At 72.4% G+C, this 13,479-nt stretch carries 15 protein-coding genes; 5 read left to right on the top strand and 10 right to left on the bottom strand.

Annotation, left to right across the window (positions count from 1 at the left end; all coding sequences use genetic code 11):
- Positions 1-141: 141 nt before the first annotated feature.
- Positions 142-708 carry a GNAT family N-acetyltransferase gene (locus AB0J97_RS39485; RefSeq protein WP_364098791.1) on the bottom strand — a complete coding sequence of 189 codons (567 nt, stop codon included), beginning with the start codon at positions 706-708 and terminating at the stop codon, positions 142-144.
- A gap of 82 nt (positions 709-790) precedes the next feature.
- On the opposite strand from AB0J97_RS39485, the gene AB0J97_RS39480 reads away from it, so the two are divergent.
- Both AB0J97_RS39480 and AB0J97_RS39475 read left to right on the top strand, forming a co-directional pair.
- Positions 791-1,681 carry an alpha/beta hydrolase gene (locus tag AB0J97_RS39480; RefSeq protein ID WP_364098788.1) on the top strand — a complete coding sequence of 297 codons (891 nt, stop codon included), beginning with the start codon at positions 791-793 and terminating at the stop codon, positions 1,679-1,681.
- Positions 1,682-1,694: 13 nt separating this feature from the next.
- The gene (locus AB0J97_RS39475) at positions 1,695-2,657 is read left to right on the top strand and encodes an oxygenase MpaB family protein (RefSeq protein ID WP_364098785.1); all 963 of its coding nucleotides are present in this window, start codon (positions 1,695-1,697) and stop codon (positions 2,655-2,657) included.
- On the opposite strand, the gene AB0J97_RS39470 is transcribed toward AB0J97_RS39475, so the two are convergent.
- From AB0J97_RS39470 to AB0J97_RS39455, 4 genes are all read right to left on the bottom strand, one after another.
- The gene (locus AB0J97_RS39470; protein ID WP_364098782.1) at positions 2,609-3,532 is read right to left on the bottom strand and encodes a PD-(D/E)XK nuclease family protein; all 924 of its coding nucleotides are present in this window, start codon (positions 3,530-3,532) and stop codon (positions 2,609-2,611) included. The genes AB0J97_RS39475 and AB0J97_RS39470 overlap by 49 nt on opposite strands.
- Complete coding sequence (locus tag AB0J97_RS39465) at positions 3,533-4,252, bottom strand: MBL fold metallo-hydrolase (RefSeq protein WP_364098779.1); 720 nt, start codon at positions 4,250-4,252, stop codon at positions 3,533-3,535. It abuts the gene before it with no gap.
- 11 nt (positions 4,253-4,263) lie between these two features.
- A complete protein-coding gene (locus tag AB0J97_RS39460; RefSeq protein ID WP_357704315.1) occupies positions 4,264-4,878 on the bottom strand; it encodes a MarC family protein in 615 nt (204 codons plus the stop codon).
- 110 nt (positions 4,879-4,988) lie between these two features.
- Positions 4,989-5,615 carry a DUF6758 family protein gene (locus tag AB0J97_RS39455; protein ID WP_364098776.1) on the bottom strand — a complete coding sequence of 209 codons (627 nt, stop codon included), beginning with the start codon at positions 5,613-5,615 and terminating at the stop codon, positions 4,989-4,991.
- A 74-nt stretch (positions 5,616-5,689) separates the two neighbouring features.
- On the opposite strand from AB0J97_RS39455, the gene AB0J97_RS39450 reads away from it, so the two are divergent.
- Complete coding sequence (locus tag AB0J97_RS39450) at positions 5,690-6,091, top strand: NUDIX hydrolase (RefSeq protein WP_357704311.1); 402 nt, start codon at positions 5,690-5,692, stop codon at positions 6,089-6,091.
- Here the strand turns inward: AB0J97_RS39450 and AB0J97_RS39445 are convergent.
- Both AB0J97_RS39445 and AB0J97_RS39440 read right to left on the bottom strand, forming a co-directional pair.
- The gene (locus tag AB0J97_RS39445; protein WP_364098773.1) at positions 6,075-8,849 is read right to left on the bottom strand and encodes a hypothetical protein; all 2,775 of its coding nucleotides are present in this window, start codon (positions 8,847-8,849) and stop codon (positions 6,075-6,077) included. The two genes, AB0J97_RS39450 and AB0J97_RS39445, sit on opposite strands and share 17 nt — an antisense overlap.
- Before the next feature lie 443 nt (positions 8,850-9,292).
- The gene (locus tag AB0J97_RS39440) at positions 9,293-10,219 is read right to left on the bottom strand and encodes a CPBP family intramembrane glutamic endopeptidase (RefSeq protein WP_364098770.1); all 927 of its coding nucleotides are present in this window, start codon (positions 10,217-10,219) and stop codon (positions 9,293-9,295) included.
- Between the two features lie 181 nt (positions 10,220-10,400).
- Here AB0J97_RS39440 and AB0J97_RS39435 point away from each other — a divergent pair, with 181 nt between their 5' ends.
- Together AB0J97_RS39435 and AB0J97_RS39430 are read left to right on the top strand one after the other, a co-directional pair.
- On the top strand, positions 10,401-11,081 hold the full coding sequence (locus AB0J97_RS39435; RefSeq protein ID WP_364098767.1) for a hypothetical protein: 681 nt from the start codon (positions 10,401-10,403) through the stop codon (positions 11,079-11,081).
- Positions 11,078-11,623: a DUF6529 family protein gene (locus AB0J97_RS39430; RefSeq protein ID WP_364098764.1), complete on the top strand. Its 546-nt coding sequence runs from the start codon at positions 11,078-11,080 to the stop codon at positions 11,621-11,623. Before AB0J97_RS39435 ends, AB0J97_RS39430 begins: the two co-directional genes overlap by 4 nt.
- On the opposite strand, the gene AB0J97_RS39425 is transcribed toward AB0J97_RS39430, so the two are convergent.
- The 3 genes from AB0J97_RS39425 to AB0J97_RS39415 are packed head-to-tail and all read right to left on the bottom strand — an operon-like array spanning position 11,613 to position 13,474.
- Positions 11,613-12,545, bottom strand: a complete 933-nt coding sequence (locus AB0J97_RS39425) for a CoA ester lyase (RefSeq protein WP_357704301.1) — start codon at positions 12,543-12,545, stop codon at positions 11,613-11,615. The two genes, AB0J97_RS39430 and AB0J97_RS39425, sit on opposite strands and share 11 nt — an antisense overlap.
- 60 nt (positions 12,546-12,605) lie before the next feature.
- Complete coding sequence (locus AB0J97_RS39420; protein WP_364098802.1) at positions 12,606-13,202, bottom strand: sulfite oxidase-like oxidoreductase; 597 nt, start codon at positions 13,200-13,202, stop codon at positions 12,606-12,608.
- A gap of 2 nt (positions 13,203-13,204) precedes the next feature.
- Positions 13,205-13,474, bottom strand: a complete 270-nt coding sequence (locus tag AB0J97_RS39415) for a DUF6510 family protein (RefSeq protein WP_364098760.1) — start codon at positions 13,472-13,474, stop codon at positions 13,205-13,207.
- Between the last annotated feature and the right edge of the window lie 5 nt (positions 13,475-13,479).

Below are 13,479 nucleotides of genomic sequence, written 5' to 3'. Positions count from 1 at the left end.
CGAACGCCCCAGCCCCCCCTGCCCCGGGGCGGGGGGGGCGGCGCCACCGCCCCCCGCCCGGCATGCCCACAACCTCCACACGCCGCGCGTCCCGTTCGCGGGGCGCGCGCCTTCTCGTCTGTACGGATGGCTTGTACGGGCCTATGCCAGGCCCAGCCGCATGACCGGACGCGTCGGCGACCGGCGTCCGGTCTCCTTGAAGCCGGCGTCCTCGAAGAGCGAGAGCCAGCCGTGGTAGAGCTCACTGGCCTGGAGGCTCCTGCCGGAGTCCGTGGGGTATCCCTCGACCGCCCGCGCCCCCTGCTCGGCCGCGTACGAGACCGCGCCGGCCAGCAGGGCGGCGGTGACCCCCTGGCCGCGTCCGGCGCGGGTCACGTAGAAGCAGGTCACCGACCACACACCGGTCTCCTCCGGGTCGGCGGGCTTGGTGACGGGCGAGCGGACGAGCCGTACGTGCTCCTCACGCGGCCCCACGGCGCACCAGCCGACAGGTGTGCCCTCCAGGTAGGCCAGGACCCCTGGAGCCGCCCCAGGGCCCTCCACGAGCCCCTGGAGGCGGTCACGGCGCTCAGCGGCCTCCATGGCCCGGAATTGCGCCCCGCCCACCCTGAACCACATGCACCAGCAGTCGGCGCAGGCACCACGCGGCCCGAAGACGGTGAGCACGTCCGCCCACGAGGTCGCCGGGCGGACATCGAGATCACGCATAGCTCACAACTCCCCAGAACTCGCATCAGCGTAGTCCGTTTGCCGGTGTCGAGGCGCTGACCTCTGGGTATTGTTGCCCCACGTGAGTACGCCGCGATTCCTCGACCTGCCGCCCGGTGTGACGCCGCAGAAGCTCGAAACGCCCCAGGGTGCGTTCGCGGCTCTGGAGGCGCTTCCGGTCAGCGGAGTGGTCGAGCGCTGGCCCGCCCTCCTGGTCCCCGGCCTGACCGGCAGCAAGGAGGACTTCATCGCGGTCCTGATGACCCTGGCGCAGTCCGGCCGCCGGGTGGTGGCCGTCGACCTGCGCGGCCAGTACGAGACCCCGGGCCCCGACGACCCCGCCGCCTACACCTGCGCCGCCCTGGGGGCCGACGTCGACCTGCTCGCCCAGGCCATCGGCGGCGGCGACCCCGTCCACCTGGTGGGCCACTCCTTCGGCGGCCTGGTCGCGCGCGAGGCCGTGATCGACGGGCGCACCCGGTTCGCCTCGTTCACGCTGATGAGCTCCGGCCCCGCGGCCATCGAGGGCAGGCGGGCGCGCAACGGCCGGGAGATCATGGAGGAGATCCCGTCCCAGGGGCTCGAACACCTCTGGCACCACCGGATGGAGCCCGAGGCGCTGGCCGCCGACGTCTCCGACGAGATCATGGCGTTCCTGCGCAAGCGGCTGCTGACCAACTCCCCCACCGGCCTGGCCCAGATGGCCGAGCAGGTCCTGCACATGCACGACCGCACCGATGAGCTGCGTCAGATCGAGATCCCCACCCTGGTCCTCTACGGCGAGCACGACGACGGCTGGTCGCCCGAGACCCAGTCGGAGACGGCCGCCCGGCTCGGCGCCGAGTGCGTGGTCGTACCCGGCGCGGTCCACTCCCCCGCCGTCGAGGCGCCGGAGACGACGGCCGCGGCGCTGGTCAGGTTCTGGAACGCGGCCGAGAAGCACTATTTGGACACAAGGTCCAATGTGATGTAATCATGCACCTGCTATGACGGACGAACTCGTCGTCCAGGCGCCTCGGAGCGCGACCTGGCAGGTGCATCTCGACCGCTCGATGTGGGTGGGCGGCGTACGCGGCCTCATGTTGCAGGCGTTGCATCCCCTGGCCATGCTCGGCGTCTGGCAGAACTCCAACTTTCAGGACGACCCGTTCGGCCGCCTGCGGCGCACCGCCGACTTCGTGGGCCGGGTGACGTTCGGCAGCCCGGCGGAGGCCGACGAGATCGGCCGGCGGGTGCGCGGCATCCACAGGGCGCTGCGCATCACCGATCCGCTTACCGGGCGCACGCACCGGGTCGACGATCCCGAGCTGCTGCTGTGGGTCCACTGCGCGGAGGTGTCGTCGTACCTGGAGGTGGCCAGGCGCGGCGGGCTCGGGCTGAACGAGCGGCAGGCCGACCGCTACCTGCGCGAGCAGCGCAGGAGCGCCTCCTACGTCGGGCTGCACCCGGAGGACGTCCCCGGCTCGTGCGCCGAGATGGACGCCTACTTCAAGCAGGTCCGGCCCGCCCTGCGGGTCACCGAGGAGGCGTCGGCGACCGTGCGGTTCCTGCTGTGGCCCCGGCTGCCGAAGGAGCTGCGCAGGTTGTCGCCGGGCAAACCGGCCTACTTCCCCTTCGGCGCGCTCTGCTACTACACGCTCCCCGAATGGGCCCGCCGCATGTACGGCGTCCTGCCCGAGGTGCCCCCGGCGGCGGTCAGCGCGGCGCTGAGGGCCTTCCGGCTGGGCATGAACGCGCTGCCCGAGCCGGTGCACGACCGGGCGTTCATGCCGTCCACGCGGGCGATGCTGGCCGGCGCGCGGGCCCGGCTCGGCGCGGCCGGCTACGACGTGAGCAAGGGGCTCAAGGGCCTGACCGACCCCCGCCGCTGGCCGGCGACGGGGACGGACGTTCCCGTGGGTCAGTCGGCGAGGCCGTCCCAGGGATTGCGGTCGGATCCGGCGGTCTGACCCTCGGGGCAGTGGCGGCGGAAGTCGCACCACGAGCAGAGCGGGCCAGGGCTGGGCGCGAACACCGTGTCGAGCTCGGCGGGAACCCGGGCCGGGCCGACGACGGGACGCTCTCCCGCCCCCCGCCCGGCCGCCGAGGCGGGCCGCTTGGCCGAGGTGGGGGCGCCCATGACGGCGCGGTAGCGGTCGTCGGCGGTGGCGGCCTCGACCCCGATCTCCTCGGCGCGGCGCAGGTGCCGGCCCAGCGACTCGTCGGTGTGGCGCCACTCGACGACCTCGCCGGTGGGCAGGTGGTGCAGCTCGACCGCCCGGCACGGCGTGCGCATCATCGTGGAGGCCGCGATCGCGTACGTGGCCAGGGCGAGGGACGAGCGGGCGTCGTCCTGGGTCAGCGGGCGGCGGCCGGTCTTGTAGTCGACCACGACCAGCTCGTCGCCGCGCCGGTCGAGCCGGTCGATGCGCCCGGACAGCGCGATCACCTTGGTACGGGTGGCGACCGTGCGCTCGACGCCGACCGGATCGTCGGCCGGATCTAAGGTCGTGACATATCCGGACACGAGGTCGCGGGCCCGGCTCAGCCACTCCCCCGACTGCTCGGCGTCCCTGAAGCCCTCGGTGATCCACCCGTTCGTGAGCAGGACGGCGGCCGTCAGCGGCGTGCGCCGCTCGTACGGCTCACGCCACCACGCCGCCAGCGCGTTGTGCACGCTGGCGCCGACGCTGTTGTGCGCCCAGGCGGGCCCCTTGGAGGGCTGCGGCCGGTCCAGGTAGGTGAACCGGTAGCGGCGGCGGCAGTCGAGCCAGGTGTTCAACCGCGACGGCGTGCACGCGTAGAGCCGCCGCGGCATCCCGTCCAGCGGAAGCTGGTCGTACACCTATTCGTCGCCGGGGCCGAGCTTGATGCCGGAGATCCTGGTGCCGTCGGTCAGCGGGCCCTCGTCGTCGCGGGGGGCGGCCGGGTCGCGGGTCAGCGAACCCGACACCCAGTCGTCGAAGTGCGGCTCAAGGTCGCCGACGGTGACCTCGTCGCCGTGGTTGGCCAGCACCCGCGTGTCGGCCGGGAGCGTGAACAGCCGGCCGCCGATCGAGGTGAGCTGGTCGGCCAGCGCCGGGTATTCGCCGCCGAGCTTGCCCGGCCCGTCGGCCTGCAGGGCCTTGCCGGTGAAGACGGCCCCGAGCGCCTCGCAGTAGAGCGAGATGCCGCCGGGCGAGACCCCGGGCGTCTCCATGACGTCGAGCTGGACGTCGGCGACGCCGAAGACGCCGTCGTCCTCCATGTCGATGTCGGGCCAGGTCTCCCGCCAGGTCTCCCGCCACAGCGGCTTGTCCTTGGGGTGCAGGGCGACGACCGCCTCGTCTCTGCTGGCCACCTCGATGGCCGCGCCGACGTGGTCGGGCAGGCCCGCGGTGCAGATGACGGCCAGCACCTCACGCTCGCCCACCTGCTCGAGGATCTTCTCGGCGTCACGCGCCGCGTCGATGACGATGACTTCGTCGTCGTCACCGATGATCCAGGTGTTGTTCTCGACCTTGTGCTCGGTGCCGTCGATGTCGACGACGCCCTCGGTCACCACTCGCTCGATACGCGCTGTCACGCTTCCGAACTTTAGCCCGTCTGCATGAGAGCGCGAATCGCGTTGATGATGAGTTGCACCGCGAGCGCCGAGAGCAGCAGGCCGGCGATCCTGGTGACCAGCTCCACGCCGTTCTCCTTGATGACCCGGATGATGCTGACCGAGAAGCGCATGAACAGCCACAGCAGGATGTGCACGGCCGCGATGGCCAGCATCAGCGCGGCCAGCCCGTCGGCGCGTCCCTCGGCCTGCTGGGCGAAGACGATGGTCGCCACGATCGCGCCTGGCCCGGCCAGCAGCGGCGTGCCGAGCGGGACCAGGGCCACGTTCACGTTCGAGCGCACGGTGTCGGTACGCGGCTCGGCCGCGCCGCGCAGCAGTTCCAGGGCCACCAGCAGGAGCAGCAGCCCGCCCGCGATCTGCATGGCGGGCACCTCGACGTGCAGGTACGACAGGATGGCCCGTCCGAACACCGCGAACACCACCACCAGGCAGAACGCCGTCACCGCGGCCTGCCAGGCGATGCGCCTGCGCTCGGCCGGGGTGCGGCCGAAGGTGTAGGCGAGGAAGAGCGGGATGACGCCCGGCGGGTCCATGATCACGAACATCGTCACGAACGCCTCGACGAAGAACCTGACCCCGGACACCGCTCCCCCAACCGGCCGCCCGGGGGAGGCGATCCTTGTGCTCAGCCCTGCACTCAGCCCTGCGCTCGACTCTGTGCTCCAGACCGTGCTCAGCCCTGCACTGCGCCCGCTCAGTCCTCCAGCCGCGGCGAGAAGCCGCCGAACGGCACCTCGAAGTCGCGGTCGCGGGCGTCCTGGAGGGACAGCTCGGCCATCGCGATCATGCAGCCGGCCTCGGCGGGCCAGGCGATGGTCCACAACCAGTTGCCGAGCGCCTCACCGGCGTAGACGGCGCGGTCGTCGATGCCGCCCAGGCACCACATCGCCGTGGGATGCCCCATCACCTCGATCTTGGCGTTGGGCGGCCCGGAGTCGAACCCCTCACCGGGGTCGGGCCCGTCGAGCCCCGCGAACGTCGCGCCGAGCCCCACGCCCGGCTCCTCGGCGATGACCAGCAGGTCGGCCGGCCCCTCGATCGGCGAGGGCCCGCTGAGCGCGACGACGCTGGCCCGCGAGCCGGTACGTTCGTCGCCGGCCTCACCGAACCCGGTCACCGTCCAGCCGGGCGGCAATGGCCAGGGCAGCCACACGGGCACCACCGAGCGTTTCCGCATGACCTCCAGCGATTCGCCGGTAGGCGCTCTCGGAGGCTGGTACGGCAGGACATCGCCGTGTGTGTCGCAATGGAACACACCGGACAGGCCGCTCGACCCGTGAAGCGGGCCGAAGCACCTTGGACAGGTAGGAGCCGCTCTCACAGCTACCCACGGTGCTTCCTCCGGCACGGCCGCGTCAAGACCGGCATCTGTTATCCCGTCGTAATCTTGGCCATGTGCGCGTAAATTGTGTCGGCGCGATCATTTTCGACGCCTCTGACCGGCTTCTTCTCGTCCGGCGCGGCCGTCCGCCGGGCAAGGGCCTGTGGTCGCTGCCCGGCGGGCGGCTGGAGCCCGGCGAGACCGACGCGGAGGGCGTGCGCCGCGAGGTCATGGAGGAGACCGGGCTGCGCGTCGCGGTGGGCCGCCTGGCGGGCGCGGTGGAGCGTCCCGGGCCGGGCGGCGTCACGTACGTGATCCGCGACTACCTGGCCACCTCGGACGGCGGCGTGCCCGTCGCCGGTGACGACGCCGCCGACGTGCGGTGGTGCGCCCCCGGTGAGCTGGCGCTGCTCCCGCTCACCGAAGGGCTGCTCGGCTGCCTGACCGACTGGGACGTGCTCACCGGTCCACGGTGAGGCTGGAGGTCCACAGGATCAGGTGGTCGGTGTCGTACGTCGTGGACCTGCCGAGCGCCACCACCTCCGTGCCGCTGACCGCCACCGCCGTCAGGGCCTGCATGCCGGGGCCGGCGAGCCGGTCCCTGGTCAGGGACATGCGGTTCCACGACAGGCCGTCCTGGGACACCCAGGCCGCGCTGTCGCCCTCACCAGGCGTGCCGTGCCAGCCGACCGCCACCAGGCCCTGGTCGGCCGCGGCCAGGTCGTGCACCGCCGCCGCCTGGTCGGCGGGCAGCCACGCCGTCGTCCAGCTCTCGCCGTCGTCGTCGGACACGGCGGAGAAGGCGCGGCGTGAGCCGTTCGTCACGGCCGTACCGATGGCGACGAGCTTGTCGTGGTACGTCGTGACCTGCCGCAGCCCGGCCGACGTGGCGTCCGGCGGGGTGAGGCGCTTGCGGGCGGTCCAGTTCACGCCGTCGTCGGAGAACCAGACCACGCTGCTCTCCCGGTCGCCGGATCCGGACCCGCCGACCGCGACGTACCCGCCCTGGGTCGCGATCACGTCGTGGACGCGTACGCCCGAGCCGCCCTGGGGCAGCTTCTTGGACCGGGTGAACTTGCGCAGGTCGGGCGTGAACCACATGGCGGCGGCCGCCGAGCCCGCCTGGTCGTGGGACTCGCCGGCCAGCACGTAGCCCTTCTTGCCCGCCGCGACGGCGTGGGTGTCCAGGTAGGGCTGGTCGCGGTCGCGGGCCAGGTCGCCGGAGACCGGCACGCGCCGCCAGGTCTCGCCGTCCTCGGAGGTGACGAGCAGGGGATCGGTGACGGCCAGGTTCGTCTGGGTGCTGCCGGCCGCCAGCCAGCCGCGCCCGCCGTGGGCGACGTCCTCCAGGATCTGCCTGCCGGGGCCGCCGAGGCTCATCGACTTCCAGCGCTGCCAGTTCCTGATCGTCCACAGGCCGGCGTCGCCCGAGGCGGAGCCGACCGCGACGTACCGGCCGCCGGCGGCGGCCAGCCTGGTGGTCTCGCGCGAGACCCTGGTCAGCCCCTCCACCTGGCCGAGCTGGACGCGGGAGGCGGCGCCGCGCGGCGGCGCGGTCATCAGCACGAGCTGGTTGTCGACGTCGGAGGCGGCCTGGTCGCCGCCGGCGAACAGGGTTCCGCCGTCGGAGATCGTGAACCCGCGCAGCGTGGCGCCCGACAGGTCGCCGAGGTCGGCCCGCTTGGCCCAGCCGCGCCCGTCGGCGCTGGTCAGGACCGAGTACTTGCCCAAGGTGGCCTGGTAGATCGCGGCCACGCCGGACCGGTAGGAGACCAGCGACTCCACCCCCGGGCTCTCGCCGCTCAGGCCGCCGATGGAACCGCACTGCGACCACTGGGCGCCGGTGGGCGAGCAGTAGACGCGGACGTCGCCGTCGACCGTACGCTGCCTGGTCGGCACCAGGACGAACCGTTCGGGCAGCACGGCCACCGTGCCCGTACGCGGCTCGGCCTCGGGGAGCTGGAAGCCGGTCGCCTGCCACCGGCCGCCGCCGTCGGAGGAGCGCAGCACCCGCGAGCCGCCCCCGTCGGCCGGGCGGCCGACGGCCACGACCGTGTCGCCCTTGGCGACGACCGCCCTGAGCTCCTGGACGTCCAGCCCCCTGGTCTCCACACGCTCCCAGGACCGGCCGTCGGACGAGCGCCAGGCCGCCGGGCCGGTGCCGCCCTCGCCCGCCGTGGCGCCGACGGCGACGAAGCCCGAGGCCGTCCTGGCGATGTCGTGGACCTGGTCGCCGGGCCGGAACGCGGCCATGCCGGCCGGGTCGACGGTCGTCCAGCTGAAGCCGTCGGTGCTGGTCCACAGGCCGCGCTCGCCGGACGGGCCGTCGCCGCCGCTGGCCAGCCACCGTCCGTCGCCGCCGACCACGCGCTGGACGGTGGGCGTGGAGGCGCCGCTCACCTGGCCGAGCTGCCAGTGCCGGCCCGCGTCGGGCGAGAACAGGAAGAGCGGGCGCGGGGTCGGGCTGGTGGTGTCGCTGCCGACCGCGACCACCGCGCGGCCGACGGAGACCAGGTCGTTGAGCTTCTGGTCGGTGCCGACGCCGGCGGCGGGGACGGTGAAGAGGTCGTCCCCCGAACGGCCGGTGCCGGCCTCCAGGCGCAGCCCTGTGGGGTCGGTGTCGCTCCAGCGCCATACGAGCACCCCGGCGGCCACCAGGAGCGCCAGGGCCATGGTGAGGGCGATCGGGGCCGCTCTGCTGCCCCGGTGCACGGGGCTGGACCTGCGTACGGCGGCGGGGGCAGGGCCCCTGTGGTGCCTGCCGCCTGCCCCGCCGGGACGCGGCGGGCCGGTGGCGACCAGGAGGTCGGGTCTGGTGGGACGCCCGCCGGGAGGGCGGCCGACCCGCCTGACCTCGGGATCGTCCTGCCCGGCCACGTCGGATGCGGGTTCGGGGACCTCGGACTGCGGAGCTGGCTCTTCCGCAGCGGGTTCGGGGGCCTCGTCGGCGGGGAGCGGCAGGTGGTACGGCGGCTCGCGGTGGGGTCTGACGGGGGCGGTGCTCTCCCCCGGCTCCTCGGCGGGCGGCTCCTCGGCGGGCGGGGACGGCGGCTCGGCGGGCGGCTCCTGGCGCGGCGGACCGCCGGCGACGAGCTTGTCCGGGCGGTTGACCACGCGCCGAGGACGGCGGCGCGGCTCGACCTCGGGCTCGGCCGTCGGCGAGCTGTAGGGCCTGCGCCCCTTGGGCGGCTCCTGCGGGGATTCCTCCGGGATCGGGGACGCGAACGGCGGCATGCCCCAAGGGGAGGTCAGGGGTAAGCCCCGGGCCCGATCGTCGGTGGGACCGGGCGGGGAGTGGCGGATCCTGGGCTCCTCGGCAGAGGGGGGCTCCGAGGCGTCCTCAGGACGCGGGTCGTCGTCGTCCGGCGGTCGCCGTGGCGGATCGCTGGGGCCGGAGGCCACGCGCCGCACCTCCTAGTCGAACTCGTCGTACAGGTGGAACCCGTCTAATCGGACCTGGTCAACCGGGTTGCGCGGGAGAAACGGTGAGTGGACGGGCCGTTTGTGGCGGACCGTTCCACAAATCCTGTCCCACCTTATGCGCCTATTTTCTACCCAGTCCCACCAAAACGATCACCTCCGTGACACCCTCGCCTGGCCCACAGGAACCAGACCAGCATGCCTGAGCCGGATTGGCGAGACCTCTCTAGCGAGATTTCCCGCACCTCTCGCCTGATTTATCCAGAAATAGCACCGACTGACCGCTTTTTGGATATATACAACACACCAATCGCATACACCCCGAGCTGCACCACCGTTCCCGACAACGCCTGCCACGGGATCGCCGTCTTGCCCTGGTCCAGCGCGTCCTGGAGGCTGCCCGAGGCGGCGCTGAGCCCGAAGGCCAGCATGTTGTTGATCACGTGCAGGGCGATCGGCGCCTCCAGCCCCCCGGTCCGTACGGCCAGCCAGCCCATCACCGCCCCGAAGGCGAACACGTCGAGCAGCCCCACCCACGAATAACCGTGCAGGGACGCGAACAACAACGACCCGAGAACGATCGCCCACACCGGATTCCGCACGTGCACCCCGACCGCCTGGACGAACCAGCCGCGGAAGATGTACTCCTCGGTCGCCGCCTGGAACGGCACCAGCAGCACGATCACCACGAGGGCGGGCAGGAACCGCCCCCAGCCGACCCAGCCGAACAGGTCGGAGTACTCCTCGCCGGACAACGACAGGGCCGTGACCTGCGCGATCTGCCCCAGCATCAGGGCGAGCACGGCCAGGCCGAGACAGCGCAGCAGCCACGACCAGCGCAGCCGTCCCGCGACCGACGACAACGTGCCCGGCCGGCGGCGCTGGACGAGCGCGGCCGTACCGAAGACGAGGGGCAGCACGGCCGCGATCGACAGCAGCACCATGACCAGCCCGAACACCGGATCGCCGAAGATCTGCCCGGGGTCGGTCGGCACGGGCAGGCCGAGGATCCACTCGATCGCCTTGCCCACGAGCAGCACGCCGGTGCCGATGACGAAGAACCCGAGGCCGACGACGATCGTGCCGACGACGGCCCGCCACGGCTCGTTCGCCGGAGTGCGGGCGAGATGGTCGTAACGCGCACCCTGCGGCGTCGGCAGGAACCAGGACCGCTGGTGCGGCACGGGCGGCGGCGCATAAGGATAGACGGGCGGCCCAGGCGGCTGACTGCCATATGGCGAATTCGGTCCAGGGTTCTCCTGCATCCATACATTCTGTCTGCCGGGTGAGCATTAGTTCACAGACGGCTCACCTCTCTGGGCGGATGCTCGGATTCGTACGGCATTCCGACCCTGGGAGCAGTCCATGTCAAGGCTGGGACCTTTCATCACCCTGGCGGCGGGCGCAGTCCTCGCCGCGGGGCTGAGTGTCGCCAGCATCACCGCGACACCGGCGCCCGACACCGCAGCCGCCGCCGCGCCGACCCCGCCCCCGTCCCTCAGCTCGTCCCCGACTTCGTCGCCGTCGCCCGCGCGGACGGAGGCCGAGAAGATCCCCAAGGCCGACTACGGCGGGTACGTCAAGGGCAACGGCGGCCTGATAGCGATCTCCGTCCGCGACGGCACGGCCGTCGGCTACTTCTGCGACGGCAAGGCCGAAGCCTGGTTCAAGGGTGGCGAGGCCGGCGGCAGGGTCGTGCTGAAGGGCCCGGGCACGGCCCGCGTGACGGCCACGCTCGGCGGCGGACGGGCCAGGGGCAGCCTGACCGTCGGCGGCGCCAGGTGGAGCTTCAGCGCGCCCGCGGTGGTCCGGCCGTCCGGGCTGTACCGGGCGACCGCGCAGGTCAGAGGTGCCAGGCTGCGGGCCGGCTGGATCCGCGTCCCGCGTCCGGGCGGCGGCTACGACCAGGTCGGCGCCGCGTTCGTGGGCCAGGACCAGGTGCGGATCCCCCCGCTGGACGCCGGGCGGCCGACCACCCCCGTGACCGTCGCCGGCGCCACGGTCCGTCCGCAGGACGTCGACGACTTCATCGAGGAGATGCAATGACCGCCATCCAGCAGCCGTCGCACCGCACGGCCGCCGTGCTCCTGGTCCCGCTGCTGGCCGGCGGCCTGGTGGCGGTGGCGCTCGGCGTCTACGGCCGGGCGCACACGCCCACCGGGTTCGCGGTCGGCCCTGCCGGGTTCTCCGGCGCGCTGCCGATGAAGGCGTGGCTGACGACGGGGGCGTTCGCGCTGGCGGTCGTCCAGGTGGTCTCGGCGCTGTCGATGTGGGGCAGGCTCGGCGTCGAGATCCCGGCCGGCGTCCACCGCTGGTCGGGGCGGCTCGCGTTCCTCCTGACGATCCCCGTCGCCTTCCACTGCCTGTACGCCCTGGGCCTCCAGTACGACGTGCCGCGCGTGCTGGCCCACTCGCTGCTCGGCTGCTTCTTCTACGGCCTGTTCACGGCGAAGATGCTGGCGCTGCCCAGGCGCGGCGCACCGGGCTGGACGCTGCCCGTGCTCGGCGGCCTGGCGTTCACGGCGCTGATCGGGCTCTGGCTGACCTCGTCGTTCTGGTTCTTCACGGCGGTCGGCGTCAAGGTGTGAACGACTTCGTCCTGCTCAGACCGGCCGCCCGGCCCTTGGCGGCCACGACGAGCGCCATCTTGCGGGACGCCTCGTCGATCATCTCGTCGCCCAGCATGACCGCGCCGCGCCGCTCCACGGTGGTGTAGTGCTCGTACGCCTCCAGGATCAGCTCGGCGTGGTCGTAGTCCTCCTGGCTGGGTGAGAACACCTCGTTGGCCGCCTCCACCTGCAAGGGGTGCAGCACCCACTTGCCGTCGAACCCGAGGGCGGCGGCCCGGCGGGCGACCCTCCGGTAGCCCTCGACGTCCTTGATCTGGAGGTAGGGGCCGTCGATCACCTGGAGGTCGTGCATCCTGGCGGCCATCAGCAGGCGCATGAGGATGTAGTGGTAGGCGTCGCCCTCGTCGTAGCCGGGCGGCTGCTCGCCGACCACGAGGGTGCGCATGTTGATCGAGGCCATGAAGTCGGCCGGCCCGAACACCAGGGCCTCCAGCCTTCTGGACGACCCGGCGATGGCGTCGACGTTGACCAGGCCGCGGGCGTTCTCGATCTGGGCCTCGATGCCGATGCGGCCGACCTCGTAGCCCATCGACCGCTCGATCTGGGTCAGCAGGGTGTCGAGCCAGACGACCTCGGTCGGGTCCTGGACCTTGGGCAGGATCAGGCAGTCGAGGAACTCCCCCGCGCCCTCCACGACCTCGATGACGTCCCGGTACGTCCACATCGTGGTGAGGTCGTTGACCCTGACCACGCGGGTCTTGCCGGTCCAGTCGCCCTCGCGCAGCGCGGTCACGACGTTCTTGCGGGCCTCGTCCTTGGCCAGGGGCGCGACGGAGTCCTCAAGGTCGAGGAAGACCTCGTCGGCGGGCAGGGTCTGGGCCTTCTCCAGGAAGCGGGGGTTGCTGCCCGGCACGGAGAGCACGGAACGACGTGAGCGCATGCGCCCACGCTAACGGCTGCGGGGGCGCCTCCGGCAGGCGTCCCCCGTCTATGGGGACGATCAGCTGTTCCAGTAGCGCTGCTCGCGCCACGGGTCGCCGTAGTTGTGGTAGCCGGCCCGTTCCCAGAAGCCGGGCCGGTCGCGGTCGAGCAGGCGCAGGCCCTTCACCCACTTGGCGGACTTCCAGAAGTACAGGTGCGGGACCAGCAGGCGGGCCGGGCCGCCGTGCTCGGCGGTCAGCGGGTCGCCGTCGAAGGTGTGGGCGATCCACGCCTTTCCGTCGCGCAGGTCCGCCAGCGGCAGGTTGGTGGTGTAGCCGCCGTGGCAGTACGCCTCCGCGAACTCCGCCCCGGTGTCCACGTCGTCGAGCAGGACGTCGAGCGACACGCCCTGCCAGTCGGTGTCGAACTTCGACCAGCCGGTGACGCAGTGGATGTCGGTGTGCGGGGCGCTCTGGGGCAGGTCCAGCAGCTCGTCCCAGGTCCAGGTGCGTTCCCGGCCGGCCTCGGTGACCAGGGTGAACGTCCAGTCCGCGGTGTCGAGGCGGGGCGTCGGGCCCGCCGACAGGACGGGGAAGCCGGTCGTGAGGTACTGGCCGGGCGGCAGCCGGTCGTCGTGCCCGCCACGCCCCTTGAAGCCCTTGGAGACGACGGCCACGGTCACCGCCCTCCCTGCACGGACGTCTCCAGCATGCTCAGGCCCGGCATCGCGGCCATCATCCGGCCCGGCGCCTCCACCAGGGTCATGAGCACGTTGTCGCAGTTCGGGCAGCGCAGCACGGTGCCGGGGGCGGGGCCGTACACGGTGGCCTCCCCCAGCGGGCCGTTCATGCCGCACTGCGCGCAGACGCCCTGGGCCGCCGTCATGTCCCGGCCGAAGAACTGGGCCAGCGGGCCTGCCGCCGCGTTGCCGTCCACGGGTTGTTGCATGGTGT

Origin of the sequence: Nonomuraea sp. NPDC049607 (genome assembly GCF_040675375.1) — a bacterium.
In the GTDB taxonomy this organism is placed as follows: domain Bacteria; phylum Actinomycetota; class Actinomycetes; order Streptosporangiales; family Streptosporangiaceae; genus Nonomuraea.
The sequence above is the reverse complement of the archived record's forward strand: the minus strand, read 5'-3'. Positions and strand labels throughout refer to the sequence as shown.

What these genes read in the sequence shown, in the direction of transcription:
- AB0J97_RS39475 (WP_364098785.1), top strand. Translation starts at nt 1,695, where the DNA reads ATGACGGACGAACTCGTCGTCCAGGCGCCTCGGAGCGCGACCTGGCAG.
- AB0J97_RS39485 (WP_364098791.1), bottom strand. Translation starts at nt 708, where the DNA reads ATGCGTGATCTCGATGTCCGCCCGGCGACCTCGTGGGCGGACGTGCTC.
- AB0J97_RS39415 (WP_364098760.1), bottom strand. Translation starts at nt 13,474, where the DNA reads ATGCAACAACCCGTGGACGGCAACGCGGCGGCAGGCCCGCTGGCCCAG.
- AB0J97_RS39430 (WP_364098764.1), top strand. Translation starts at nt 11,078, where the DNA reads ATGACCGCCATCCAGCAGCCGTCGCACCGCACGGCCGCCGTGCTCCTG.
- AB0J97_RS39425 (WP_357704301.1), bottom strand. Translation starts at nt 12,545, where the DNA reads ATGCGCTCACGTCGTTCCGTGCTCTCCGTGCCGGGCAGCAACCCCCGC.
- AB0J97_RS39445 (WP_364098773.1), bottom strand. Translation starts at nt 8,849, where the DNA reads ATGCCGCCGTTCGCGTCCCCGATCCCGGAGGAATCCCCGCAGGAGCCG.
- AB0J97_RS39435 (WP_364098767.1), top strand. Translation starts at nt 10,401, where the DNA reads ATGTCAAGGCTGGGACCTTTCATCACCCTGGCGGCGGGCGCAGTCCTC.